The organism is Pseudoalteromonas sp. SCSIO 43210, assembly GCF_054133285.1.
Map to the genome: position 1 here is coordinate 4693883 of NZ_CP087225.1, position 26673 is coordinate 4720555.

The window sequence follows — 26673 nt, forward strand, 5'->3', positions numbered from 1 at the left end:
TATATCTAATCCGGAGATTCTACAAGGCATGAAAAAACTGCTAATTTCACCGTCAAAAATGACGCTAGGCGAACAAGAAAATCAAATCTATCAGAACATTCTGAAGCAATCTTCAGAGTTAAGCCTTAACCTTATGGCCGTGAAAGTAGAAAACCACCCTGATGATTTTTTACCTTGGTGTTACGAACTATTAAATGCAAGTAGAGATCGTATGAACTACGATTTACTAGAGCCGCAACAATTACCTATACTTAAGAAGCTACACGATCAGCTTATTTCAGCTATCAGCTTTTTACAGGTTAAAACTTTACGTATTGCTCCGTGGCCTGTTGTAAGTGTATTTGTAGAACAACACAAAGACGTTATTGCTCTTGATGAACAGCTTCGCTTAGTAGACTACATTAAAAGCATTCGTGAACAATCTCTTAAAGATATGATTCCTGAAGATTTACTTGCGTTTAGCGGTAAGCATATGGCGTCACTTGATCCAAGCACATACAACTTTGATGTTGAATGGTTTGCCTCAACTAAGAGTGCAAAAAGCTTTCATCAAATGCTTAGCGATTTACCAGGTGATTTTGATGCAGCTCTAGCAAACATCCCACTTGAAGGTGATATCACTCAATATGAATACCAGCAATTTGTTGCTGCTTACTCAAAAGTGTTTACCGACAACAATGAAAAACCAACGCTAGCCCCTGCAACTCGCTTGCTAGCAATGCGCCGCCCTGATTTATTTACTCCGATTACAAATAATCGATTAGATGCATTATGTGGCGCTCTTGGAGTTCCAAAACTTAAAAATAGTGATTTTGAGCGTTACTGGCAAGATATCGTTAAAGGTATTCAAGCTATGTCGTGGTATAAAATGGCTAATGCAAGTAACGAACTAGAGGAACAGTTAGTTGCTATTAAAGCACTGATCCCATGTTTCTTTTATTATGCAGACACTAAAACACCTGACAGTTCAAACTACATCAAGTTACTTAGCAAGCCTAAGCGTAGTACAACAACGACAGGTAAAACTCAACGTAGAGGCAAAGAGTCTGCAGAAATTTTAGTAGACCGTGCTCTTGCTGCTGACGATATTCCTGAGCATATTCGCAGCAAACGTGACTCGATCATTAATGAAGTACAAAAAGGTCGAGGCGTTAACGAAACAATTAGTCTAATGCGTACTATTTTCGGCTAAATAAATCTAACCTAGCTGTACTTTAATGGTGCGGTTAGGTTAATTTATGCACCAGCAGCGTGCGAACACTTATTAAAATTACCTCAATAAGAAAACACTACTCCTTTGTAAGTCATTATTTTTAAACTATAAAAATACATTTTAAAATAAATAAAACCAAGCTGGCACACACAGTGCACCATCTCCCCAGTTAAACAATAAAAATGCATCCAGTTAAAAGGTTAAAGCAATACATAATAAAACCTTGGCATGCAAAAATCATATAACGGGAAATGGACATGCTCAAACTAAAAAAAACAATTGCGATTAGCATCATCGCATTAATGGCTGCAACATCGGTAATCTCAACATCAGTTCAAGCTGAAGTAACAGCAAATGCGGCAGCAACATCAAATTACTTATGGCGCGGCCAAGAGCAAACGGGTGGTGATGCGGCAATATCCGGTGGTATTGACTACGCTAATGAGTCTGGTTTTTATGCCGGTACTTGGGCTTCAAATGCATCTTGGGCTGACGAAATGACCTACGAGCTTGACTTATACGCAGGCTTCGGTGGCGACATTAACGAAAGTGTTAGTTACGATGTTGGTTATATTTATTACGCTTACCCAGACGCAGCTTCTGAAGCTGACGCAGATTTCTCTGAAATTTACGGTAGTATTAGTGTTGAAGGCTTCACGTTTGGCGCTTCTGTACTTGCAACATCAGCTGCAAGTGGTGACGGTACAGACTTTGGCGACTCACTTTACCTAACTGCTGATTATGGCTTTGCTGTCGGTAGTAACGGTACTGAAATGGCACTACATTTAGGTCATTACTCTGGTGATTTTATTGGTGACGACAATATCTTAGATTACGGTATATCTATTTCAAAAGACGGTTTTACTTTTGGTTTGTCTGATACAGATATAGATGATTCAGATATTAAAGCCTACGTAGCTTACTCTGTAGACTTTAACTTATAAAAAAGAATGTGTTACTTGCTGCAACACGAAGGGCCTTTTGGCCCTTTTCTCGTTTATAATATTACTTGAATGGCACCTTAGTACAACTCACTTCAACTGTTTTAGGGTACCAAGCCGGAGCAATTTGATTAACAGCCACCTCTGCCAAACCATTAGTAAACGATTTATACGTATGGACACTTTGCCATTCACCTTGTGGGCAATGAGTACTTAAATCTAACGGCTTAGATCCTTCATATAATGCAAGAGCAAAATTATGATGCCATTGTGAACTCTCTTGAGTTTTATTGCTCACGTTGTCTTGTACACCATTATCAAAGTAAATGTTCGTACATCCCGTTAATATAATCAGCATACAACTTGTTATAAGTAACTTAATACTCATAATGCCTCTCCTACTATTTCATCTTCGCACCATACTTTAATAGTGTGAGGTGCATATATACCAAGTGTAATTAAACTAAGTGCTCCATCACTAAACGTTTGTTGTGACTGCATTTGAGTCACTGATTTATCTACACATACTTTTTTCACATCAACGCGCTCTTCTCCAACCAATCCCCATAAAAAGAACGGTCGACTATCTTCATAACTCGCTTTGCTTGTTATTTTGGCTGCTTGCTGTGGCTGAATTGTCACCGCAGAGCAAGCGGTTAGACTTAGTATTAAAACGCTTATCATTAGCTGCTTCATTCTTATCCCTTGTTGTTTACTCTTAATGACAGCAGTGTACAAAAAAACTAAAGTTAAGTTAGTAAGAAGGTGTGGGGAAAATGTAGCGATTGATACAAAAATTTATACAATTTTCTACAAAGTTTAGGATGAGGGCTACTTACTAAATGAGTTTAGATATAGTAAAAATAACTTTACTGTTAGCTATCAATAATCTCTTTCAATAGCTATAAAAATGCCAGTCAGTAAAACAACTGGCATTTTTTATACTGCACTTAAAAGCTACAGTGCTTTAATATTATCGCCACTTTTCTTGTCAATTAACTTAATAAAAGGATCAACACCTGCAAATTTAGGTAATTCAGTTACCTTTAGTATAATGGTATTTACACCCGTTTTTATCTCGTGCTTTTGCATATAGATCACAGCACTTTCACTATGTATCTCATTCGGATCTGCGCTAAATAAAGCAACATCTATCATTTGCGCTAGCGGTACATCTTCTTCACTACCTTCGCCATCGGCATGTTTTTTCGCTGCAGCAATAGTCAATGTAATGATATGTTCCCCATCAGCAGATTCAGCCTCTTGCACATCAACATCACTGATTTTTAAATCATACAACGTAATGGCATTAAATTGATCTTCAATGAATGCTTGTTCTTGCTCACTCGCTCCTCGCTTTAGATAGGCAATAAAGTCTAACGTGGTTGGGTAAAACTCTTGCGCATATTGGTAATCTCGCAAAAACGCTCGCAAAGCGGCATTTACGCGCTGCTCACCTAACAAATCATGTATGGCCATCATTACCACGGCACCTTTGTTATAGTGGATATACTGCTGCCCTGCGGCGCGTGCAAGTGTACGTTCCTCATAAAGCTCTGTCGTGCGTCCTAATAAGTAACGATCAAGTTCATACTTTAAGAATTTACGAAGGTTGTTTTCACCATACTTTTCTTTCATCACCATGATAGCTGCATATTGCGATAGCATTTCAGATAAAATATTAGAGCCTTCGACATTCGCGCCAATCACTTGGTGCGCCCACCACTGGTGCGCCAATTCATGCGATGTTACATAGTAAGGAAAATTAATATTATCTGGGTCACGTGTATCTGTAATAAACCCCATATTTTCAGAATACGGTACTGTATTAGCAAAACTTTGCGCAAAACTACGATAGCGAGGAAACTCAATAATACGCATTTGCTTATGCTGATAAGGACCAAACTCTTTAGAGAAGTAATCTAAAGAATCTTTAGTCGACTGAATCATTGCATCTACATTCCAAGCATGATCTTTATGATGGTACACTTCAATGTTTACGCCATGATGCTGCTCTTTTTTCACCTCAAGTTCCATTGAGAGTAAAGTGTAAAAGTGCAACATAGGTGCATCCATTTCGTATACAAACGTGGTTCGGCCATTTTTAGTACTTTGTGATTGCAAGTAACCTGGAACCATCGCAATTTGCGACTCATCAGTGGAAATTGTGGCAGCAAAACTTACATAGTTATCTGCAAACAAAGGTTGATTATGATACTGCGTTTCTTCAATTTTATTGCCGCGTTTTAACTCTGGCAAACCCCTTTGACGACGCTCACTTTTATCTTGTATTTGCTTACCAAAGGAATAACCAAAACTCGGGAACAGTGCCGTGTTGTCAATAAAAGTACCGTTATACACAAGTCGCTCATCGCTTCCTCTATCTTCAAACCCTTCGGTATAACGCTCTACGCTCATTGTAATTTCGCGGCTTTCGTTTGGTTGCATGGGTTTAGTAAAATCTAACCAAGCATGACGATACTGCTCGTTTAACTCCCCAAGTTGCGCGCCATCCACCTCAACACTCCATTTATGAGTATTATCAGGCTTATTTACTAATACTCGCGTAATCGGTTGTTGCGATTTATTCTCTATCTGCATTATCACGGTAGCTGTAATACGACGTTCTTGAGGGTAGATATCAGCAGTAACAACAACATCCGTTGGAATAGGTAAAGCCGCATCTACAAACTGACCGAACTCACGCTCATACTGCTCTTGTAAGTCTTCATACTGTTCACTGGTTATAAATTGATTGAGAACCGTTGTGTTGTAGTAAATAAAACTTCCTACACCACCAAAAATAAGGGCACCACATACAATAACCGCTTTACCTGAATTGCCTAGCTGATAGCCTAACAACTGAACGCGTGCTTTTAAATTTTGCCCAGCTCCACGAGGCCAAAGCGCATAGCTAAGTGCAGCAATGATCATACTAAAACCTAGCCAGTATAAATTATACCAATGCACCGCAGTTAAAAAGTGGCCATAACCATTAATATCTGAATAAGGCGCCTCTGGTGTCCGACCTATTACAAACATATTATGCTCAAAACCATAGTTACTCATCACCAAAGTAGCGATAAAATACAGCACATATAATCCCATACCTACGTATTTATTTGGGCTAATTACTTGTAGTAAAAAGGCAAAACCACCTTGAAAGATAAGCCCGAGTACAAATAAATAACCGAGTCTAATTACATATTGTGCAATATCAAAGTTCGCCATACCCATCATCATTTGATAAAACAATGTCACCACGGAGCCAAATGCGCATAACAATAATAAAACAGCACTCAGCGCTACATATTTAGAGCCCCAGAACACCCAATTCGCAACAGGGTACGCATCGATAATGTCGGCCATTCTGGATTCACGATCATGCCATACAAGTTCACCACAATAGTAAACAAGTACTATCATCATCAATATGCCAAAGCTACCTTGAATAAGCTCAACCATTCTAAATGTGACTGGCCAAACATCAGTTCCGTATGGACCCATTGAGCCTACCAACGCTGGAATTAATGTCGCTAAAGATAAAATAAGTAAAATACCAAACGAATAGCTTTTTATAACTTGTTTGACTTCAAAAAAAGTACGCGTTAAAAATTGCGACCACGCATTATTTCCCGTCGCTTTTGCCGTTATATTAAACTTAAGTGCAGCTGCAAAATTAGTATTATTATTTTTACTCGCCTTGCCTTTCACTTTTTGCTTTTGAGCCAAATGATGAGATGTATTGAGTGCTGCAATTGCCAATGCTAGTAAGGCAACACCGACCCAAATTAACCTATTATGTAATAACTGATCAGTTAACGTAATTTCCATTACATTACGCTCTGCTATTGTCCAGTATTCCATCTGCATTCTCATTGCCGACATACCAAACATATCTAGGTAAGCTGAGATTTCACGATATTGGATATCAGAGAAAATATTAGATCCAACCAAATAGCTAATAAGTAGGGCAACAGCAACTAGATAGAGCGTTACCATGCTACGAAAGCGCATTGCCACAGCATTAATGAGCGATGAGACAACAAACAAAGAAGGAGCTGCAATATAAAAGAAAGGCACTAAATAATAACTTAGTTGGTTTTCACCTATCATTTCACTGTCTAACCAACCCATTAAGCTACCAAAACCACTGCCAACCCACACACCCAACATAGTGCTTGAAAACACTAATAGCGTGACTAAATAAGCCCCGATGAATCTCCCAGCTTTATACTGAACTATGTTCAGTGGCTTGCTCAAAACTAATTCGTTGAGTTTACTCACGTCATCACGAATAGCTGAGCTTCCAACAAAGTTGACCACTAAAAAAATAGCAAACACCGACATAATCGCAATAACTTGCAAAATTGCGTAAGGAGAATTTATATTTACATTGCTGCTTCCCCCTATTTGCACCGAGTCAGAAACCGATGCCATAAAAGTAAGAAAAAACAAGATAAGTGACGTGATATAGAAAGAGGGCTGACGCATAAAATAGCGCAGCTCAAATTGCATCATTTTAAACAACATAATCAGTATCCTTATGCTGCTTTATTGCGGTGTTGGTGCAATGTTGAAAAATAGACGTCTTCTAAATCAGCAGGCTTAGACTCAAACCCTTCTGGCGCATCGTCAGCAAACACACTGAGTAATGTTTGTCCTGCAAACAAACGCTTCGCTATTACCGGTAATGATTGTTCGAGTTCCAAAGCCTCGGCTTGACTCATTGCTTTGTGCCAAATTTTTCCCTGTAACGTATTCGTAAGCTCAATTGGGTTACCTTCAAGTAAAATTTGACCATTAGCTAATACGGCCATATTTGGGCAAAGCTCAGACACATCTTCAACTATATGCGTTGATAAAATCACCACTTTACTTTCACCTAAACCCACTAACAAATTATGAAAACGATTTCGCTCTTCAGGATCTAGACCTGCTGTTGGCTCATCTACAATGAGTAAATCAGGGTCGCCTAATAAAGCTTGTGCAATACCAAAACGTTGGCGCATACCGCCCGAGAAACCACTCACCGCATTTTTTCGATGATCATATAAATTAGTTTGCGCTAACAACCCTTCAACGGCCTCTTTACGTTCAGCCTTATTACTTAAACCTTTTAAAATCGCCATATGATCAAGTAAATCATAAGCACTAACACGCTGATAAACACCAAAGTCTTGCGGTAAATAACCTAAACGCTCACGCAAGCTTTTAGGCTGTGTTAACACATCAATACCATCAAATACAACGCTGCCACTATCGGCTGATTGCAGTGTAGCGATCGTTCGCATTAATGAAGATTTACCCGCACCATTAGGACCCAGTAAACCAAACATCCCTTTAGGGATATTTAAATCAACACCTTGTAGTGCATGTACGCCGTTATCGTAGGTTTTTGATAACCCTGTTATTGATAGCATTTTTACTTCCTTGAATATAAGTAATTATTTTTATAATGTTTTATACCACAAGAAAAATAGGAACATAAGCTACTTGCTGGTCAAATTTGTAACAACAAATAAACATAGTTTAAACTCATAATACTTGCTTGCACTGTATTCACTCGGTATAAAAACCACATATACTTTATATAAGAAGCGAAAAGCCATGCAAGATCACCAAAGCCAGCCATTAAACGACTTTATAGAATACCCACACGACGAAATGCTAAATCGCGCTAACGAGTTTTTAACCACTAGCCAACGCCGCCATAGCATTCGCAGCTTTAGCGATCGCCCAGTACCAAAAAATATTATTGAGACATGTATAAAAGCAGCGGGCACAGCACCAAGTGGAGCGAATCATCAGCCTTGGCATTTTGTGGCTATAAACAGCAGTGATGTAAAAAAACAAATAAGAGAAGCCGCCGAAAAACTAGAGCGATCTTTTTACGAAGGCAGAGCAGGTGAAGAGTGGTTAGATGCGCTAAAACCGTTAGGCACCGACGCCAATAAGCCTTATTTAGAGCATGCACCTTGGCTTATAGCTGTATTTAGTCAAAAAAAGGGGGGCGTAAGCACCGATGATAAAAATACTAATTACTACGTACACGAATCGGTTGGTCTAGCTACCGGCTTTTTAATTCAGGCTTTGCATCGCAGTGGTTTGGCAACCCTTACTCATACTCCAAAGCCAATGAGTTTTTTAACCGACATATGTGGCCGCGATAGGGATAACGAACGCCCATACATGCTACTTATTGCAGGTTACCCAAGTGATGATGCAACAATACCTGCTCATGCACTGGATAAAAAATCTATTGATGAAATAGCTACTTTTATTTAGTGTTTTCTGCTCGGCAAAACCACTCATATAGCAAAGCAATGATCGACTCAACTTTTGGGTCGGTCAATGAGTAATAAATAGTGTGTCCATCTCGGCGGGTCATAACCATATCCGCCTTGCGTAAACTGGCTAAATGTTGAGATAGTGCAGATTGAGCCAAGGGCACATTTTTATTTAATTCACCAACACTTTGCTCACCTTGTAGCAAACTGCATAAAATCATTAAACGATTTTTATTAGCCATTAATTTTAAAAACTGTTCGGCTTGTTCTGCATTCACAGCGAGTTGTTCAATATTCATTTAATCACATCATTTATAAATATGCTTTTAAGTATAGACTTTTACATTAGATAACTCTAATATAAATTAACATTAGGTATTACTAATATAAAATTGAGATTATAATGAAAATAAGCGATGCGATACTTTTAATCGGCGGTAGTGCAGTAACAATATCAGTACTTTTAAGCTATTTTGTACATAGTAATTTCCAGTTTCTAACATTATTCATAGGTATTAACTTAGTGCAGTCAGCTTTCACAAAGTGGTGCCCATTAATGTCTTTTTTACGCAAAAGAGGATTCACAGACTAATGCTTACTTCAATTCCTGACTTACTAAAAGTTATCACACCTAACCAGCGGCGTATTGACGCAGCGCAAGCAAAAATAGAGCTCGAACAAAATAAAGGCCTACTTATTGATGTGCGAGAACCCGCAGAGCACGCTACAAAAGCCGCTATAGGAGCAATAAACATTCCGCGTGGGTTACTCGAAATGAAATTAATGGAAATAGAAAAAGATGCTGCACGACCAATATACTTACACTGTGCAAGTGGTGCTCGCGCAACATTGGGAGCAGAAGCGTTAACGCGTGTTGGTTATGAAAACGTTAGCGTTATTACCTGTGATGCAAATCAAATTTGTAGCGTATTTTAAGCATCAACTAAGTACTTATAATTATGCGCCTAACAAAGGTAGGCGTTTAACTTTGTGATAAGTCAGTGCTAATTTAATACACTCTTTAACTGGGTGTTCTGGTAATGGCTTTTCACTATTTAATACAATTGCCCGGTTACCTTCAAAAGTGAGACTGTGGGAATACAACTCTCTAAATGTGCTGACTAGCTTTGATTGGCAATGAAAAAACAAATAACACGATGAGCCCTTAAAGCCTATGCGAATGGGGCTGCCATTTATTACGCTATAACTTGGCTCTCCCCACTTTAAAGACTCTTCAACAGCTCCTAAGTTTTGCTCTTGTGCTACGGTATAAATTAACTCTCGTAATTTTATAAGCTTACTTTTTGCTATCTCAGGATAATTATTAAATATATTTTTTATATCCGTATTCATAAAAATATCCTTGTAAGCGCTCTACCTATACTTAAAGATAAATTACTTTTGTTGTTTTTCATCCAGTAAAACAAGTAGCATTTGTTCTATATTTTTTACACTATAAGTCAGCGCTCTTAGTAGCTCTTTCTCACTTTGCTCTGTCGACTGCTGCGACGTTTTACCTTGATTAGCCAATACATCTTTTTGTTCAAGTATCGCCTCTCTAAACTCACTCGCATTAACTACACCGAGCAAAGATACTAAAGCGCCGTGTCCTGATTGCCCTGCCGTTTCAAAACTTAAACGATATAACCCAAAGAGCCGCATTAACGGGCCTTGGCTCAACCCAACATCAGTTATTTTTTCAAGCGGTATCGACTTTTCCTCTTTAAATAATACCCCACGTTTAACTACTAGCTTTTGTGGTAATAGTTCAGCAGACATCGCAGCTAATATTCGCCCAGCCGCCAACCACACTATAAATAAAATCAAAGGGATGAGTGGAATAGTAACCAACGCTAAAAAACTAATGAGTGATGCAGTAACCATCCAGTATTGTTTTACTTTGAAATCGAATGATGCACTTTTTAAAATAATTTCAGCCATAATCATATTATTTCTAATCACCATAAAAATTCAAAGTACTCCATTACAAAATTGAATGCAATTTCATCAAATATAAAAATATAAAAATATAAAGTTATTCTAAAAATATGTTACTTATATTTCGTAATACATATAAAAAATTGCAATCCAAAAAACCACTAAACACTTTACTTCAGCTGCTTACATATATTTAAAATTTCACACACTAACTTACAACTCAAAATACTTATAACCGTTACACTCACTGCGTCAAACCAATAACAAATCTTATAACTACATTAATAGCGAAGGTAATCATGAATATTTATGTGAAAAAGAGTTTGCAACTGTTACTTAGCACATTAGCCTTATCAAGCCTAATGGCTCAAGCGCAAGATAAATCTCCGTGGTCGGTTGGTGCTGGGCTTATTTCAACTGAATCTCCCTATGCGGGCACAGATAATAGAACATTGCTCTTACCTATGATCAACTATGAAGGTGAAAAATTAACCTTTAGAGGCTTTGCACTCGATTACAAATTAGTTGAAAATAAGGGGTTTAATTGGTCAGTAATACTAGAACCCGGTCAATTTTTTGATTCGTCTGATTCTGATCTCGCCGAGATTAAAGCACTCGACGATCGCAAAATATCTCTCTATGCAGGTTCTAAAGTAAGTTATACCACAGGGTATGGTAGTTTAAGTGCCAGTGCGTCACACGATATATTGGGCCATGGCGATGGCGCAAAATTAAAAGCTCGCTATAGCTACCCATTCAAACTTTCTAAACAAATTATGTTAATACCTTCATTTGGAGTTGAGCTAAGCAGTAGCAAAGTATCAAATTATTATTACGGTGTTACAAAGGGCGAATCAAACTCTTTTGATGCATACGAATTAGGCTCTACAGTGAATTATAATGCCGGTATGCTACTCAGCTACCAGCTTAATAAAAAATGGAATGTGAGTGCTATGATTAACTACACACAACTAGACTCTGATATTGAAGACTCGCCAATTATAGATACGTCGAGTATCTCAACTGCCATGATGTCGGTTAGCTATCAGTTCTAATTTAAAACATAGAAGCCGAGCATATAGTAATGCTCGGCCTCTAAATGCTATTGTTGATTAATTATTACCTTTATATTATTTCTATCAGGGCCAATAACGCTAAATGTATAATTACCCTGCTCAGCAACGCCCAAAGCTATATTAGTACCCACCGCTTCCAGTAAAGTCAGTTCACCTATATTTACAATTGGGGATTCACCTACACCACCGTAATCAACGGTACTCCAATCCTCAGAAGCCACTTTAAACTCATAATCACCCGCTTCTAAAGCTAATGACGTTGTATAAGTAGCATTACCCTGATAAATAAGTGGGTTATCCGTACTCCATTCATTTAAATTGCCTCGAATAAATACTTGCGTATCAGCAAACATTTCCGCATTTAAAATGATTAATGTAACGGCGCTTAAATCGCTCGCATCCAATACAAATTGATATTCGCCATCATTAGCAATATCTATAGTCATATTTGCGCCACCAAGTGCTAATAGTTTAGCTTTGCCTATAGTTGCACTAATATCGCTATCAGCAGAGCCATAATCAACCGAACTCCAGTCTTCAGAGGCAACTTTAAATTCGTAACCCCCTGCAGCGAGAGTGTTAGTAAAAGTATAAATACCCTTTCCTTTGTAAATCAGTTCGTCTGTGACTCCCCAATTATTTAATGTACCTCGCACAAAAATGGCATTACCAACAAATGGCTCCTCGTTATAAATTTTAAGTGTTGGGCTCTCCTTATCGCTAGCATCAAATACAAACACATAAGTGGCATCAATAGCGGCAGTAAAAGTCATGTTAGACCCACTAGCTGTTAGGGGCTCACTTTGACTTTCAATTACTTCTTTATCAGCATCTGATAGCGCACCAAAATCGACAGTAGACCAATCTTCTGAGGCTATTTTAAATTCATAGTCACCCGCACTAAGCGTAACAGCTAAGCGGTACTCTCCATTACCAACATATTCAAGTACATCACGAGTACCCCAATCATTTAACGAGCCGCGCACATAAACGGCAGTACTCGCAAAAGGTACTACATCGGGGGCGCCTACCGTTGCATTAGCACTTAACCCTACACCTTGGCCATCGTCTTGCGGCTTAACAAATACCGCCATTGTGTATGCTGGTACGTTAAAGCTACCTTCACCATCTCCTTGAGTAAAAGAAGCTGCAGCCATCATTGGATCAACACTATCTTTAAGTATACTGTGTAACTCAAAGCCATTCGCCGTTGGTATGCTATGAGTAAGCAACTGCTCGGTGCTATTAATAACCACAACGAGCGCATCGTTGTTTGCATCAATGTCGGTTAATCCTTCGCCATCATCAATACTCATAACAATTAAGCCATGTTGCTGGTTTTTGCCCACATTATGAAAACCAACACGTTCTATTACATCTTGCTCTGTGGTTAATCTAAATAATGGGCTAGCACTGCGAATAGCTAAAAACTCTTGAAAAACACCACCAGCATAAGCAATATTTTGCGGTTGTGCAGCAGCTTGAGGGTTACCCGAAATAGGCATTATTTCAGACCATTTCTCTTGGTTTTTCTCAGCATTAGGTAAGCCAATATTCCAATTATTATTTTGCCTAGTTAAATCAACTGCATTAAACCAATCTCCGGCATTGTAACTATCACGATCCATTGACTTTGAACGCAGTAAATCAGCGCCCAGTTGCATAAATGGTATGCCTTGGCTTACAAGCGGCATAGCGAGCGCCATATTGTGAGCACGTACACGCTCTTCAATATTCATACTAGCAGCATGTTTATATTGTAATTGATCCCATAGCGTTTCGTTGTCATGTTTAGAGACGTAGTTAATGCTATCGGCAGGGTCAAGTGCATATGCTGTTGGCTGAGTATTCCACGTAAAGCTATTGCCCTTGGCTGAATTACCTTTAAAGTCTTTTAGAATATAATTTTGTAAATTCCCAGCAAGCGATAAACGCAATGTATCTTGCTCAGCTAAATTGCCATCGGTTGGGTTATTGCTAAACAATGCTCCACCTCGAATAGCCTCGCGGATACGGTCGTTAAAGGTACCCACCTCTGAACCCGCCATATCGGCTTGTTTTGCTTGCGTAAATAAACGGTTATTAGCTACTTCACCAAAGTCCCAACCTTCGCCATAAAAATAGTTATCTGCATCGATTGCTTGAACCGCTTCACGCGCTGCTAAAATAGATGACTTAGGCATATGCCCCATCACATCAAAGCGAAAACTATCATAACCAAAGTCACGGGCTAAAATCACTAATGAATCAGTGACAAACTTATCCATCATGACATGCTCAGTGGCGGTGTTTTCACAACATGTTGATTGCTCAATGCCACCACTCACTTCGTTGTACCTGTGATAATAGCCGGGTACTAATTTATCAAATACCGACTTATCCCAAATACCTGATGCTGTTGTATGGTTATAAACAACATCCAGCACGACTCTTAATCCAATTTCGTGTAACGACTGCACCATAGCGCGCGTTTCAACTACGCGAGCAATACCCTCAGCCGTTGAGGCATAAGACCCTTCAGGGGCAATAAAATGATGCGGATCGTAACCCCAGTTAAAACCATCTAGGTCACGCATAGCACTGGCAAGTGCTTGGGCATCGTCAGAGCCTGGTAAATAACTTTGCAGCAACTGGACAATAGTGCTGTTCTTGTCTTCTGTTTTACAAGCGTCTGCTTCATCATTTATACGTTCACATAACTTACCTAACGTATCGGTTATTTCAACTCGCTCTGCGGCATTTTCTTCAATAGTGCCAATGTCTGTCACTGGTAGTAAATGAAAGTGAGTTAAACCCTTATCAGCCAACTGCTTAAGATGCTGCATTGGCACGCTTTCGCGCTCTGTAAATGCAAGGTATTTACCGCGATTTGGTGCACTAACACTGGTATCGCGCACACTAAAGTCACGTACATGCCCTTCATAAATAATCGTATCTTCTGGATTGGTAACGGTCGGTATACTGCGTTCATCCCAGCCCTGTGGTTTGGTGTCATCGTCATTTAGGTTGATTAGCTGCGAATACAAACCATTGCTTGATACATTGAGTGAATAGGGGTCTGTACTCCATAAACTTTCAATCGCTTTAGTGATTGGGTGATATACATCAAACGTAAAACGGTAGTAATGGCGATCGTATTTAGTATCTAAGCTGATAGACCAAATGCCAGTATTACTATCAAATAGCATTGCACTGCTATGCACTTGTGCTTTATCGGCATCAAACACATTAAGTATCATATTATTGGCCGTAGGTGCCCATACTGATACATCAATTGCATTGTTATTGTAATTAACGCCTAGTAGCGCCTCGTTAGCATCATTTTCATTTTGCGTATAAAGCGCATCTAGTGCTTTTGCTGTTTGAACGTAACTTGCTTCAAGAAGTTTGCCATCAAGATCAAAACCCGCCACTAGCAGTTGTTGTTTAATTAATTGCTTAGCGGCCTCTGCATCCCAGTTACCTTGATAAGCGGTCCAATCACTCAAGTGCGGTACTTTTAGTGCTTGCTCATCGGTTAAGTTGGTTTGTATCAACTCAATGCTTTGACCATTTAATCCAGTCTCGTCATCAACCTTTAAATCTGCGCTTGCAGAGCTATATAATTTAATGATTTGACTCAGTTCATTACTCGGTTTGTACAATACTGTATTTAAATCTATCCAATGTGCAGAAGCCCCCGCAATAGCAACCGGACGCTCACCTAAATTTAAAATAGGAAACTCAAAAACAGACGGCTCACCATGTAAAGTAAAGTTCATACGCTGAAATTTTTCGTCGTCTTGCATTAATGGCATTGTTAAATCAACATCACCAAATGCCTTACCATCACCTTCTGTGCCTATATGAATAATAAAATTAGCGCACTCGTTGTAATCGGCTTTGAGCTTTATAATCCAATAAGCACCATAATTCGGATCTATCCCATCATGCACATGGCCGTTTTCCCAATCGCTCGTATCAAAAGGCGGTGCAAAAGCATCGCACACATCGTTATTCCACGAATGCAATCGGTAACCTTCATAGTTAGCGTCTGTTACGCGGTTATAAAATAAAATTGCCTCATTATCGCCAGGAAATACAACAGGATCAGGTAACGTTGGATCAGCGCCAACAATACAGCTTTCATTTTTTTCGTCGGGAACCGTTGGCGCTGCGCATTCAATCGGCTCAGGATCGACACACTGTGTGCCAGTTTCGTTTGGTACTTGAGGTACATTACAAGTGAGTAACACTTGCCCCGATTTCACATCATCACCACTGCCACATCCAACTAATAGCATTAAGTTTAAGGCGACTAAGAAGTAACTATATTTTTTAATTTTTTTCATTTTTAAACGCTCCAACTTGCTAAATTAATGACTATAAGTAAAACCAAGATAAAGCTGACGACCAAAGTACTGAGTCGTACCGGTGCGTTGCTTTGTGCCAAAGTAGCTTTGGGTCGGTTCGTCTGTCAGGTTATTAACTTGCAAAAGCATTGTGAGGGAATCAGTAAGTTTGTATGACGTTTGAAAATCTATCACCGTTTCAGAGTCAAAATTAACAACTTGTTCGTTGATAGCGACTTGCTCAGATACAAATTCATCACGATAACGTGCATTTAAACGTGTTTCGAAGTTGTTATTTGAATAAAACAAAGTCGCGTTAACTACATTATTTGAAAGCCCAGGTAAAGATTGCGATACGGTATCGCCTCCTAAACTGGTAATAGACGAGATTTCGCTCTCGGTGTAAGAGTAACTACCGTTGATCCCTAACCCATTAAATGGCTCGGGTAAAAACGTAAATACATGGGTATAAGCTAACTCTAACCCTCTAATATAACCGCCCTTGCCATTGTTAACGGCGGTGGTGTAAATCCCATTGGTTGTGGCAACTTGTTCACCACTTATTGGGTCTTCAATAAAATCAGGTACGTTAAAACCATTGCCTTTAAAGTCGAAGTTTTCGATTGATAAGGTTTCAACAAACGAGTCTATGTTTTTATAAAATAGGGCTGCGGCTACAGACCCGTTACTCTCTTCAAAATAATATTCGTAAGATAAGTCATATTGGTCAGCATAAAATGGCTTTAAAAATGGGTTGTTATTGCTCGAACCATTAATGACCCCATCATCACTTACGTTAGCACTGGCATCACCGGCAAGGCGGTTTATTGGTGCTCGCGACATCACTTTAGCGGCAGCAAACCGCAATTGAGAATTGTCATTCAATTGCAGGTTTAAATTAAGTGATGGTAAATAATCGGTGTACTTTGTCCCTAGTACATTGGGTGCATAAAGGTCGTTAATAATCCCGTTTTCGTCGACAATATTTTGTGCTCCCAAGCGGGCATCACCATTTACGTTTTCAAGTACGGTTGCCGACTGGTCTGTCTCAATTCGACGTACACCCACGTTACCTAACAACGCTAAACCAGCAACTTCAGTATTTATATTCACCATCACGTAAGCGGCCAATACATCTTCAAACACTGAACCACTTTGCAATAATGTCCAGGAGTAATTACTAGTATATCCTTGGGCGTCATCAACACCGTCTGCATTACCCCATGTTTGCACTGGTTGTGGTGTCCCATCTGGAAACCATGCGTTTAGCGCTTTGTCTAAATCAATGGCTAAATAAGAGGGAAAATAACTAAACTCACCTTGCCAATCAACAATTGAGGTCATCTCGTCTGTTAAACGCATCGGAGGCTGTGTTGATGAAAATGCGCCATCATTTCCGTATTCAAATACCGAACGCTTACGGCTATATTCTCTATCAGAATAGCGTGCACCAAACTCAACAGAGCTAAATATATCGTTTTCTAATTCGTATTTAAAGTCGAGCCTAAATGCGGTTACTTCATCTTCGGTTTGATCCGGGTAAATACCGTATTTACTAACCATAACGCGGTTTATATCGCTAAATGCAGCGGCTTGATTAAAGCCAACATCGGGTAAACTTAGGCCATTTAATTGATAGTTAATCGCAACGTTCGTATCAAACACAGGGGCCTCTGCGTTGGCATCTTCAGCTACTAAGCTCCATAACAAACCATTTCTAAAGTTACTTTTAGCGCGTGATAATGACACGTCTGCATTAACGCTTAAACGATCATTCACTTGCCAATCAGCGTTAACACCAAAGCTATCTACTTCGTCAAAGTCTTGGTTATCATCATTTACTATTTCAACGCGAGTATAGCTTTGTGAAGTTCGATTTACGGCAGCGCCAATAACTGTATTTCCATCAAGCTGAGGATTTGCATATGCTGCAGAAGGGCCACCTAACTTCACCCTAAAACCACGAGCAAATGACTTTTTATCAAATCGAGATAAAAACGCATCCCCTTTAAGTTTAAAGTTATCAACAGGTGCCCACTCTATTGCGGCTAAATAACCATTTCGAGTTTCTTCTCCACCTGAGTGCTGTAGTTCAAAGCCTTCACTTATGTATTCGTTTGCTGGATTTTGCGTTGGCCCATTAGTGTCGTTAGCGAGCCCATCAACATCTTTAGTATCATTGAAAGCAAGGCCAATAAACTGAGTTGCGACGCTTGGCTGAAATAATCGCGCATAACCAAGTGCTACGCCAAGTGTGTCATCGAGGTATTTACCTTGATATGAAAAACTAATCCGGTCGCCAAACTCCGTTGCATCAAATACCTCTGACGCACGGTCGTTATACATGCCTCGCACATTGGCTACAAATTTATGCTGTTGTGAATTATTTAATGGGCTTGCTGTTTCAAGTTCAACAGTGCCCGCTACACCGCCTTCAATTAAGGATGCTTTGGGTGATTTATATACCGCAGCAGAACTAATAAGTTCAGAAGGGTATTGGTCAAACTCAATACTACGACTACCACTGGTCGATACTTGCTCGCGACCATTTAATGTCGAAAAAACAAAGCCGCCCGAAAGCCCACGGATGTTAATTTGTGCAGCTTGGCCGCCGGTTCTTACCGCCGATATACCAGGCAAACGCGTCAGTGCATCAGCCATTGATATATCAGGTAAAGCACCTAAGTCATCCGCTGATATTTGCTCCGATACCGTATCGCTAAAGCGCTTTTGATTCAAAGACTGTATTAAGCTGCGGCTAAAGCCGCTCACTTCAATTACTTCTAAGTCTGCTTGAACTTTTTCAGGTTTACTTTCGTCCTTAGTTTGGCTTTCATTCGCTATTGCGCTATTTGCAGCAAACAATGCCAGCATTAGCGCGCTTAATTTGAATTTTTTCATGTGTGCGTACCTTTTAGTTATTGTTATGCGTTATGTCAGTCAGTGCAGTTAAAACATAACCAACAAAGTGTAACTAAAAGGTAATCAAATTGTGATGAATACGTATGCATCATAGAGGGCTTTGGCTGTAGCTATTTTGTACAAATAATTCAGCAACAACCGATTATAAAACTACAAACCAATTACCACCCTTATGGCTAGGGCAATAAACACAACACCCAGTATTTTGTCTAACCATGGATTTTGCTTGGTAAAACCAAAACGGTTTTTAGACACCTCAGTTAGCACTGCAACTAATAAATACCAACCAGTATCAATTACAAACACGGTTAAGCACATAATAATACCAATGCTTAAAGTGAGATTTTGCGGATCTATAAATTGTGAGAACAACGCTAAAAAGAAAATCGCGAGTTTAGGGTTTAAAAAAGCAATCGCAAATCCATCTTGTAGCGCTTTACTCGCACTTACTTCACTCTTTTGTACTTGCAGCTCGTTATTAATTGGTTTTGCTAGCAATATTTTTAAACCTAAATAGGCTAAATACGCAGCGCCTAAATACACCAATATTTGGTATAGTGTTGGAAATTGAGCCATTAATGCACCTAAGCCAAGTAATGAGGCTGCAGCATAAAGCCCAACGCCAATACCATGGCTGAGCGCGGCAAGCATACCGTTTTTCATGCCACCACTAAGCGTGTGCTTTAACACCACTGCAAGGCTTGGCCCTGGTGACATTGCACCCATCATGCATACCAATGCTAAACTCAACCAAACAGATAAAGCCATTTATATCCCTTATAACTTATGGTTTTCAATAGCTAATCCGCATAAGTATTTACCTATGCTTTTTTATTTAAACTGAACTCTGGTTAAGAGATTTTCAGTGAAAACAAGGCGAATTTACGCGTCAATAGTGGGCCTATTGCAAGTAAATTCAACGTAGTTAGCGCTGAAAATAGCTGCTCAAGATAGATTTATTATCCAGAATTAAGGTTATTTACTATCTAAAGTGTATTCAAAGTCATAGTAATGAATACCTTGCTCTATACGAATTTTCATACTGCCGCTTAAGCCTTCAAGTTCGCCAGTGCCTGAATCGGGAATTACATTTAAAATTAGGCTGTCTTGGCCTTTATCCATAGTGCCAAAATGCTGTAATACAAAACTTCCTTTTTTGCCGTCAAGCTCACCTAACACTTGCTCTATGGCAACATAACCGGCACTGCCTTGCGTAGGCGTCATGGCGCTAAGCATTTCGCCTTGGCTGGTGGCATTTAAGCTACCTTTAAATGTTTTATCTATCGACATGCGTCCTAAGTTAATGCCTTGCTGCCCTTTGGCATAACCTTCAATGGGCGCTAAAGTGACTGTAAATTCACCGTTTATTATATTTGTAGTCATAACGAATCCTTATTGATGATATTTAATACTATTGATTTTTAATTCGATGATGCCATATCTATACCTTAACCTTCAAAAAGAATCCACTATGTCAAAAGAAACATCCATAGCCGAAAAAGCTGCGTTTAGCAGTTTATTACCTGTTTTTGCGTTTATTAAACCGTACAAATGGATGGTAGTAGCTGCCCTAGCTGCGTTATTAGTTACCGCAGGCGTTAACTTGTCATTAGGGCAAGGTGTTAAATTTGTTATTGATCATGGCTTTATTGCAGGATCAAAGGCCCAATTACAGCAGGCCGTATTAGTACTTATTGGTTTAATCAGCTTATTAGCAGTAGGCACTTTTAGCCGTTTTTATTTAATGTCGTGGATTGGCGAACGAGTCAGTAACGATATTCGAAAAGCCGTGTTTAATCGTATTGTAACGCTACACCCTAGCTACTTTGAAGAAAACCGCAGTGGCGAGCTTATGTCGCGTTTAACCACCGACACCACATTACTGCAATCAATTATCGGCTCATCATTTTCTATGGCGCTGCGCAGTGTACTTATGTTGATTGGTGGGCTTGCTATGCTGTTGTTTACTAATTTAAAACTTACTTTAGTAGTTGTAGCGTGTGTACCGCTGGTACTTGTCCCAATGATGATATTTGGTCGCAAGGTACGAAAACTAGCAAGTTCTAGCCAAGATGCTATTGCCGACATAAGTACCTATGCCGGCGAAATCATACAAAATATTAAAGTAGTGCAAAGCTATAGCCACGAAGAACAAGAGCAACATGCCTTTGCACTCGAGACCGAAAAAGCCTTTAACGTGGCTAAAAAACGTATCAAACAACGTTCGTTTTTAATAGCCGTAGTGATTTTTTTAACCTTTAGTGCCATTAGCGCAATGCTTTGGGTGGGTGGTAACGATGTACTTGCGGGTACTATGACCGGCGGCGAGTTAGGTGCATTTGTGTTTTACGCTATTATGGTGGCAATGTCGGTGGCAACCGTTGCTGAAGTATATGGCGAACTACAACGAGCAGCAGGCGCGGCAGCAAGATTACTTGAGTTACTTGCTGTTAAAAGTGAAATAGAAAACCCGTTAAACCCACAAGATAGTAATTTACTGCAAGAAAGTAGCAGCCCTGCAATTGCGCTTGAAAACATTAGCTTTAACTATCCTTCTCGCCCCGACGTAAGTGCGCTTAATAAAATAAGCCTAAATATCGAGCAAGGCCAAACTGTGGCTATTGTTGGCCCTTCCGGCGCTGGTAAAACTACATTATTTGAATTGCTACAACGTTTTTACGATCCGGCCAGCGGAGCCATTAAATTTAAAGATGTAAACATTAAAGATTTATCGCTTAATACTCTGCGTAATAAAATGGGCATGGTAGCGCAAAACCCTATTTTATTTAGCTCCGACGTAATGCATAACATCCGCTACGGCAACCCAAATGCAACCGATGAGCAAGTGTATACCGCTGCAAAACACGCCCACGCCGATGAGTTTATAAAACAGTTGCCACAAGGCTATCACAGCTTTTTAGGCGAGCAAGGCGTTAGGTTATCTGGTGGGCAAAAACAACGTATTGTGCTTGCCCGCGCTATATTAAAAGACCCAGAAATACTCCTTCTCGATGAAGCCACCAGCGCACTAGATGCACAAAGTGAGCACCACGTACAAGCGGCACTTGAACACCTAATGCAAAACAGAACAACGTTAATAATTGCCCATAGGCTGGCCACGGTAAAACATGCTGATGTGATTGTGGTAATGGAAAATGGGGAGATTATAGCAACGGGTACTCACCAAGAATTGTTAGCAAGTAACCCGTTGTATCAAAAACTGTGTGAATTACAGTTTAATAAAGATTGAGCTGGTACAAGTAATTAATTAAAGTAGCAGCGGCTTTGCTGCTACTTTTTGCTAAACCATTTGTTCATAGCCGCATCATAAGCCTCTGTTAACTTAGTTTTACTGCACAATTTCCCTGCGGTTAAATAACTATCTGGTAATTCATTTTTTGGCATAACGCCTGCGCCAATAAACACCTTTTTAAAACAGGTATCACCTTTACGATAGGTAGTAGATTGCATACTTTGCTGCTCTATTTGTAATAGTGGTTTTACCGTTGCAGAGTGTACTTTTGGAACTGTGATCCTCTTTACCGTTGCGTATTCATCAGCTGTTGTACCAGTAGAGGTTGTACTAGCAGGTAAAGATCCTATTTGTTGCTGTAAAATACGATTAAGGCCTTTTTGTAAGTCGATTTTTTTATATGGCGTTAATTCTGCAGAGTGGGCATTTATTGTGGTCGAGCTTGTTATAGTGGAGTTTACCGGTTCAGCCGTTTTTTCTGCTTTTTTACTAGAAGAGCTTACTGATTTTAATACTGTTTTATTTACCGGCTCACTTGGCTTTTTTTCTATGCGTACACTTTTATTAACACTCTGTTGAGGCGCTTGCTGTGTTGCTTTAATTTTGGCTGGCACACTTACTATATAGGCTTTAATTGGCGGTGATTGCGGCTGCTTTATTTCAGGTACCTTTAAAGTTGCTAAAAAAAACAACAATAATCCATGTAAAAGTATTGATAAAATAATTGTCGAACGCCACTTTGCCATAAATATGTCCCTATGAAAGAACTAGTTATGACAGCTAACCGGTTTAAAAGTGCCATTAAATAAACAAATAAACCGCGCATTAGCGCGGTTTATAACCAACTTCAACTGAGAATAATAAACTATCTCAAGTCACTATTTTCAACGTTAACTACGTTGAGTTTGCTTGCAGTAGGAAGCCATCTGATAAATTACAAACTAACCTTGCGTATTAGGCACTATCTGAATTTCTACGCGGCGGTTTTGAGCACGACCATTTGCACTTTCATTAGTCGCAATTGGACGAGTTTCGCCATAGCCTTTAGTGCTAACTCGTGCAGCCATAATTTGTTGATTCACTAAATAGTCTTTTACACTTTGTGCACGCTCGCGCGACAAGTTCATGTTGTAGCTATCTTTACCTGTGCTATCAGTATGCCCTTCTACACTAAGGTAAGTTTTTTCGTACTTGTTCATTACTTTTGCAATCGCGTTTAACGTGTCGTTAAAACCTGATGAAATATAAGATTGATCCGTCGCAAAGGTAATATTTGATGGCATAACCAAACGTAAGTTGTCGCCTTCACGCACAACTTCAACCCCAGAGCCCGCTAGCTCATCACGAAATGCTTTTTCTTGTTTATCCATGTAGTCGCCAACAGCAGCGCCCGCAAGTGCCCCAATTGCTGCACCAATAAAAAAGCGTTTATCTTTATGGTTACTCGTAGCTTTACCTAATACGCCACCTGCGGCAGCGCCAATTGCTGCGCCTTTACCTGCGTTATTCATTTCACAACCTGAAAGCAATACAGCTAATACGGTTACGCTTAAAAGTGATTTAGTTAAAGTCATGATGTTACCTATTCAATAAGAATTTAGCAGGAGTATGCAAATACACGTATGAACAAACTATGAAGAGAGTGTTAAAAGCAACGCATCTTGCTTGATTGTTAAACAGACCTCAAACTAATGTGCCATTTTAATAATAATGTCATACTCCCTTGTGACAATTTAATGAATTTTACAGAGGATATTGGCGCAATGTTAATTGCTATTTTTAGGCTCGAATAAAACTAACCTGTCACCCAAATAGTGGAAATAATATTATGCCATTAAATGTACCTTTTAGAGCTAAGATTTCAACTCTTTTTATATATTGATTTGAGCGCCACTCATTTAACAAAATTTAAGATGGCCACCTTATTTTCACGTTACATACATCAAATATATGATAAATATTTGTAAGCTTATTAAATTCTTTATTTTTCATAATATCTATTGTAAGTTATTTACAACTAATAAGAACAAGGATGTATCGTATGGCTGCAAAATTAGAGAAACGAACGGTAAACCCTAACTTCACTGATCCCGTTTGGTATACTTCTTTAATTGTAGATTTCTTAGATCTAAAGTTAGGCAGTATCGCTAAAACTCTAGCTAAGGGATTAAATAATGAAACAACTAACACCGCTTCAGAGTTGGTGTATATGTTTATTCATGCATTTAACCAATGCGATAGCGCTAAAGAATATACAAGATCTCATAAAACATCATATGAAGCTTTATTTTTTAAATTCCAACTTGACCCTGAATTTCCTACTCATCACAGTTTATTTCACATTCTATTAAACGAGTTAAAACAGCAAAAGTTAAATAAAAATGATTTTTCACTCGATGACAATTGGATTAGTGAGTTAAGGCAAGATTTCTCGACTGAATTTGATGAGTTAGTTCGTTTAGAAAGGGATAAGTATAAAAATGCATGCCTGTATATCGACAAATTAAAGCACGATACTCCTATTGAAGCTAAAGTAATACAGCATACAAATGATTTGATATATGAAGTAGAGCATGAGCCTCTTGCCATAGAACATCAACTTACACTTCAAAAAAGCTATGTATCACCAAACTGTGTTAGTCAAACAGTAGTCGTACCTAAAAAAGACGAAGCAGAACAAGGAGAGGATGTTTCTAACTGCTTAATAAAAACAGTTGTAAATAGTATTGAATCAAAGGTACAACCTATAGTTATTCATGGACAACCAGGCCATGGGAAGACTTCCAGTGTAAAAATGCTAGCAAGAACTATGGTTGGATTGTATCAAAACACAGAAGAACCACCAATTGTCCTTTTGTTTGAGCTTAAGTACTTAGGTGCACTAAATAGACCCATAGTTGATATTCTTCATCAAAGAGCTTCATTTATAAATGACACTACTTTTTTTCATGGGAAAAAAGTTGTTTTAATTATGGATGGACTTGATGAGCGCCAAGCAACAGATGGCTCTAGTGATCAATTTTTAAGAGACTTTATTACTAATTTGTTTGATTTATCCTTGGATATAAATAAAAAACAAGATAGTAGACTTAATCTTATTTTGACTGGGCGATCACAATACGTTGGGCAAATACAATCATGCTTTAATCAGACTCATACTATTATCGATATTTGTGACTTTGATAGGGATAAACAACAAATTTGGTTAGATTCATTTAATATCCAGAAGCATTTAAAAGGAGATTCTCAGTTAACTTTACAAAAGTTTGAGAGATTTAACCTTGCTGACTTAGTTAGCCAACCTATTTTACTGACAATCAGTTCAATAATGCTGACAGATGCCGATGGTAAAGAGTTAATTGAAGAATATGGTGGTCAACAAATAAATAGGGCCGAAATATACCGAACAATAATAAAATGGTCATATGAAAAACGCTGGCATAAAGGTGCTAGGGTAGAAAGTTGGAAAAATAATTTATGCTTTGATGATTATTTTAAATTATTACAAGCTATAGCTTTTGAGATGTCAAGACTTGGTGATGAAACTATAAAAATTACGACTCTAGTTAAAGCTTTAAAAGAAAATAGTAAAAATATATTTGATATCGATGTTATTAATAATATGGATAATAATTCTCTTGAGAAACTCTGTTCACAACTACGTATAAGTTTTTTCTTCCAAGGAGTTGAGGAAAAAGCATTTTCTTTTATCCATAAAAGTATTAAGGACTTTTTATTTGTTGTCGGAATAGTAGATGCTTCACTAATTGTATTTGAAGATTACAATAAGAGAAAACCTGAAAAAATAGATCCAGAACTCATTTCATTATTCGGGCAAAAAGCTATAACTAAAGAGGATCATTATGAATTTTTGTTTCAATGGATACATCTGAGGAAAGAAAAATTATCTGAATATGCAGAAAGTGCTTGTGATATTTGGTACCGATTAGCGAAATCGGAGATTACCATAACATCTACTAACGCTAATATTCAATTAAGAATATTAGCGTTGACCACTTTTAATTTTTTACAGCTTGTTTCTCGCTTGTTTCCTATTCTGGATGAGAAAGTACGCGTAAAACTATTTAATAGTGAGCTTATTCCTTTATTTCAAAAATCGTCATTTGTAAATATCCGTAACTTACTTGCCTCTCAGGGGCTTAGTCATGAATTCTTTGCTTTCCAGAACTTAAATGGAATTGAATTTGATGGTGCGGAGTACTTCGATTGCGATTTTAGCGATTCAAATATTGGGGGTTGTAAATTCAGAACGACTGCATTTATCAGGTGTGATTTTACGCGAATTAAAGACAGCAAACTTAATCTTGTTCATACTCTTTTTTTAAACTGTAAATTCGATGACATACAAAGACTCCACTTTAACAAAGGAGTTATGTATCCATCACTTTTCAAAAATTGCTCTTTTAAGAATACATATCTTCACTCTGCGCATGAATCACTAGGTGAAGTAATGTTTCAAGACTGTAAAATGGAAACAGTATCATTACGCCCAAATTTAAAAATCAAGAAGCAAACTAGAAAAGAGAAACACCTGAAAGCTTTCGATGCAATTTAACATTATTCGAAAATGAGGCGGCAATGATATCCATGAATATTTAGTTTCTCCTTCATCACTTAATTTTAGCTAACTATAATTGTTAAATTCCAGAGTTTTATTGTTGGCTACACACTAACCAAAATTTAAATAA

General features: G+C 38.6%; 21 protein-coding genes. 8 read left to right on the plus strand and 13 right to left on the minus strand.

Annotated elements, in window-relative coordinates; all coding sequences use genetic code 11:
- Window positions 1-28 precede the first annotated feature (28 nt).
- Together LOS73_RS20320 and LOS73_RS20325 are read left to right on the plus strand one after the other, a co-directional pair.
- Window positions 29-1192, plus strand: a complete 1164-nt coding sequence (locus tag LOS73_RS20320; protein WP_033023362.1) for a hypothetical protein — start codon at window positions 29-31, stop codon at window positions 1190-1192.
- A 278-nt stretch (window positions 1193-1470) separates the two neighbouring features.
- Window positions 1471-2157, plus strand: coding sequence for a TorF family putative porin (locus tag LOS73_RS20325; protein WP_457934219.1), 687 nt, complete (start codon window positions 1471-1473; stop codon window positions 2155-2157).
- A 61-nt stretch (window positions 2158-2218) separates the two neighbouring features.
- Here LOS73_RS20325 and LOS73_RS20330 read toward each other — a convergent pair whose 3' ends face one another.
- The 4 genes from LOS73_RS20330 to LOS73_RS20345 all read right to left on the minus strand — a co-directional run bounded on the left by LOS73_RS20330 (window position 2219) and on the right by LOS73_RS20345 (window position 7577).
- The gene (locus LOS73_RS20330; RefSeq protein ID WP_008138787.1) at window positions 2219-2542 is read right to left on the minus strand and encodes a Bor/Iss family lipoprotein; all 324 of its coding nucleotides are present in this window, start codon (window positions 2540-2542) and stop codon (window positions 2219-2221) included.
- Window positions 2539-2850 carry a Bor family protein gene (locus tag LOS73_RS20335; protein ID WP_008138786.1) on the minus strand — a complete coding sequence of 104 codons (312 nt, stop codon included), beginning with the start codon at window positions 2848-2850 and terminating at the stop codon, window positions 2539-2541. Before LOS73_RS20335 ends, LOS73_RS20330 begins: the two co-directional genes overlap by 4 nt.
- Window positions 2851-3111: 261 nt before the next feature.
- Window positions 3112-6687, minus strand: coding sequence for an ABC transporter permease/M1 family aminopeptidase (locus LOS73_RS20340; RefSeq protein ID WP_457934220.1), 3576 nt, complete (start codon window positions 6685-6687; stop codon window positions 3112-3114).
- An 11-nt stretch (window positions 6688-6698) separates the two neighbouring features.
- A complete protein-coding gene (locus LOS73_RS20345; RefSeq protein WP_457934221.1) occupies window positions 6699-7577 on the minus strand; it encodes an ABC transporter ATP-binding protein in 879 nt (292 codons plus the stop codon).
- A 187-nt stretch (window positions 7578-7764) separates the two neighbouring features.
- On the opposite strand from LOS73_RS20345, the gene LOS73_RS20350 reads away from it, so the two are divergent.
- Complete coding sequence (locus tag LOS73_RS20350) at window positions 7765-8442, plus strand: nitroreductase family protein (protein WP_096792290.1); 678 nt, start codon at window positions 7765-7767, stop codon at window positions 8440-8442.
- On the opposite strand, the gene LOS73_RS20355 is transcribed toward LOS73_RS20350, so the two are convergent.
- Entirely contained in the window at window positions 8435-8743 is a 309-nt protein-coding gene (locus tag LOS73_RS20355) for an ArsR/SmtB family transcription factor (protein WP_096792289.1), read from the minus strand. The genes LOS73_RS20350 and LOS73_RS20355 overlap by 8 nt on opposite strands.
- Before the next feature lie 104 nt (window positions 8744-8847).
- On the opposite strand from LOS73_RS20355, the gene LOS73_RS20360 reads away from it, so the two are divergent.
- Together LOS73_RS20360 and LOS73_RS20365 are read left to right on the plus strand one after the other, a co-directional pair.
- Window positions 8848-9036: a YgaP family membrane protein gene (locus LOS73_RS20360; protein WP_033023357.1), complete on the plus strand. Its 189-nt coding sequence runs from the start codon at window positions 8848-8850 to the stop codon at window positions 9034-9036.
- Window positions 9036-9380 (plus strand): rhodanese-like domain-containing protein, encoded by a 345-nt coding sequence (locus LOS73_RS20365; protein ID WP_007376450.1) that lies wholly within the window; start codon window positions 9036-9038, stop codon window positions 9378-9380. Before LOS73_RS20360 ends, LOS73_RS20365 begins: the two co-directional genes overlap by 1 nt.
- A 21-nt stretch (window positions 9381-9401) precedes the next feature.
- Here LOS73_RS20365 and LOS73_RS20370 read toward each other — a convergent pair whose 3' ends face one another.
- Together LOS73_RS20370 and LOS73_RS20375 are read right to left on the minus strand one after the other, a co-directional pair.
- Window positions 9402-9797: a DUF1801 domain-containing protein gene (locus LOS73_RS20370; RefSeq protein ID WP_033030945.1), complete on the minus strand. Its 396-nt coding sequence runs from the start codon at window positions 9795-9797 to the stop codon at window positions 9402-9404.
- A gap of 42 nt (window positions 9798-9839) precedes the next feature.
- Entirely contained in the window at window positions 9840-10385 is a 546-nt protein-coding gene (locus LOS73_RS20375) for a PH domain-containing protein (protein WP_033016345.1), read from the minus strand.
- A gap of 296 nt (window positions 10386-10681) precedes the next feature.
- Here LOS73_RS20375 and LOS73_RS20380 point away from each other — a divergent pair, with 296 nt between their 5' ends.
- Window positions 10682-11437 carry a MipA/OmpV family protein gene (locus LOS73_RS20380; RefSeq protein ID WP_457934222.1) on the plus strand — a complete coding sequence of 252 codons (756 nt, stop codon included), beginning with the start codon at window positions 10682-10684 and terminating at the stop codon, window positions 11435-11437.
- A gap of 47 nt (window positions 11438-11484) precedes the next feature.
- Here the strand turns inward: LOS73_RS20380 and LOS73_RS20385 are convergent, their stop codons facing one another.
- The 4 genes from LOS73_RS20385 to LOS73_RS20400 all read right to left on the minus strand — a co-directional run bounded on the left by LOS73_RS20385 (window position 11485) and on the right by LOS73_RS20400 (window position 20094).
- Entirely contained in the window at window positions 11485-15789 is a 4305-nt protein-coding gene (locus LOS73_RS20385) for an alpha-1,6-glucosidase domain-containing protein (RefSeq protein ID WP_457934223.1), read from the minus strand.
- Between the two features lie 24 nt (window positions 15790-15813).
- The gene (locus LOS73_RS20390) at window positions 15814-18690 is read right to left on the minus strand and encodes a TonB-dependent receptor (protein WP_457934224.1); all 2877 of its coding nucleotides are present in this window, start codon (window positions 18688-18690) and stop codon (window positions 15814-15816) included.
- Between the two features lie 171 nt (window positions 18691-18861).
- A complete protein-coding gene (locus LOS73_RS20395) occupies window positions 18862-19479 on the minus strand; it encodes a LysE family translocator (RefSeq protein ID WP_033023353.1) in 618 nt (205 codons plus the stop codon).
- A gap of 207 nt (window positions 19480-19686) precedes the next feature.
- Window positions 19687-20094: a DUF3224 domain-containing protein gene (locus LOS73_RS20400; protein WP_007376442.1), complete on the minus strand. Its 408-nt coding sequence runs from the start codon at window positions 20092-20094 to the stop codon at window positions 19687-19689.
- 88 nt (window positions 20095-20182) lie between these two features.
- On the opposite strand from LOS73_RS20400, the gene LOS73_RS20405 reads away from it, so the two are divergent.
- A complete protein-coding gene (locus LOS73_RS20405; protein ID WP_007376441.1) occupies window positions 20183-21961 on the plus strand; it encodes an ABC transporter transmembrane domain-containing protein in 1779 nt (592 codons plus the stop codon).
- A gap of 41 nt (window positions 21962-22002) precedes the next feature.
- On the opposite strand, the gene LOS73_RS20410 is transcribed toward LOS73_RS20405, so the two are convergent.
- Both LOS73_RS20410 and LOS73_RS20415 read right to left on the minus strand, forming a co-directional pair.
- Window positions 22003-22710: a hypothetical protein gene (locus LOS73_RS20410; RefSeq protein ID WP_457934225.1), complete on the minus strand. Its 708-nt coding sequence runs from the start codon at window positions 22708-22710 to the stop codon at window positions 22003-22005.
- A 195-nt stretch (window positions 22711-22905) separates the two neighbouring features.
- The gene (locus LOS73_RS20415; protein ID WP_457934226.1) at window positions 22906-23538 is read right to left on the minus strand and encodes an OmpA family protein; all 633 of its coding nucleotides are present in this window, start codon (window positions 23536-23538) and stop codon (window positions 22906-22908) included.
- 467 nt (window positions 23539-24005) lie between these two features.
- Between LOS73_RS20415 and LOS73_RS20420 the strand changes: the two genes are divergently transcribed.
- The gene (locus LOS73_RS20420; protein ID WP_457934227.1) at window positions 24006-26540 is read left to right on the plus strand and encodes an NACHT domain-containing protein; all 2535 of its coding nucleotides are present in this window, start codon (window positions 24006-24008) and stop codon (window positions 26538-26540) included.
- The last annotated feature ends 133 nt before the right edge of the window (window positions 26541-26673 follow it).

Coding starts and splice junctions, on each gene's coding strand:
- LOS73_RS20320 (WP_033023362.1), top strand. CDS start 29: ATGAAAAAACTGCTAATTTCACCGTCAAAAATGACGCTAGGCGAACAA.
- LOS73_RS20325 (WP_457934219.1), top strand. CDS start 1,471: ATGCTCAAACTAAAAAAAACAATTGCGATTAGCATCATCGCATTAATG.
- LOS73_RS20330 (WP_008138787.1), bottom strand. CDS start 2,542: ATGAGTATTAAGTTACTTATAACAAGTTGTATGCTGATTATATTAACG.
- LOS73_RS20335 (WP_008138786.1), bottom strand. CDS start 2,850: ATGAAGCAGCTAATGATAAGCGTTTTAATACTAAGTCTAACCGCTTGC.
- LOS73_RS20340 (WP_457934220.1), bottom strand. CDS start 6,687: ATGTTGTTTAAAATGATGCAATTTGAGCTGCGCTATTTTATGCGTCAG.
- LOS73_RS20345 (WP_457934221.1), bottom strand. CDS start 7,577: ATGCTATCAATAACAGGGTTATCAAAAACCTACGATAACGGCGTACAT.
- LOS73_RS20350 (WP_096792290.1), top strand. CDS start 7,765: ATGCAAGATCACCAAAGCCAGCCATTAAACGACTTTATAGAATACCCA.
- LOS73_RS20355 (WP_096792289.1), bottom strand. CDS start 8,743: ATGAATATTGAACAACTCGCTGTGAATGCAGAACAAGCCGAACAGTTT.
- LOS73_RS20360 (WP_033023357.1), top strand. CDS start 8,848: ATGAAAATAAGCGATGCGATACTTTTAATCGGCGGTAGTGCAGTAACA.
- LOS73_RS20365 (WP_007376450.1), top strand. CDS start 9,036: ATGCTTACTTCAATTCCTGACTTACTAAAAGTTATCACACCTAACCAG.
- LOS73_RS20370 (WP_033030945.1), bottom strand. CDS start 9,797: ATGAATACGGATATAAAAAATATATTTAATAATTATCCTGAGATAGCA.
- LOS73_RS20375 (WP_033016345.1), bottom strand. CDS start 10,385: ATGGCTGAAATTATTTTAAAAAGTGCATCATTCGATTTCAAAGTAAAA.
- LOS73_RS20380 (WP_457934222.1), top strand. CDS start 10,682: ATGAATATTTATGTGAAAAAGAGTTTGCAACTGTTACTTAGCACATTA.
- LOS73_RS20385 (WP_457934223.1), bottom strand. CDS start 15,789: ATGAAAAAAATTAAAAAATATAGTTACTTCTTAGTCGCCTTAAACTTA.
- LOS73_RS20390 (WP_457934224.1), bottom strand. CDS start 18,690: ATGAAAAAATTCAAATTAAGCGCGCTAATGCTGGCATTGTTTGCTGCA.
- LOS73_RS20395 (WP_033023353.1), bottom strand. CDS start 19,479: ATGGCTTTATCTGTTTGGTTGAGTTTAGCATTGGTATGCATGATGGGT.
- LOS73_RS20400 (WP_007376442.1), bottom strand. CDS start 20,094: ATGACTACAAATATAATAAACGGTGAATTTACAGTCACTTTAGCGCCC.
- LOS73_RS20405 (WP_007376441.1), top strand. CDS start 20,183: ATGTCAAAAGAAACATCCATAGCCGAAAAAGCTGCGTTTAGCAGTTTA.
- LOS73_RS20410 (WP_457934225.1), bottom strand. CDS start 22,710: ATGGCAAAGTGGCGTTCGACAATTATTTTATCAATACTTTTACATGGA.
- LOS73_RS20415 (WP_457934226.1), bottom strand. CDS start 23,538: ATGACTTTAACTAAATCACTTTTAAGCGTAACCGTATTAGCTGTATTG.
- LOS73_RS20420 (WP_457934227.1), top strand. CDS start 24,006: ATGGCTGCAAAATTAGAGAAACGAACGGTAAACCCTAACTTCACTGAT.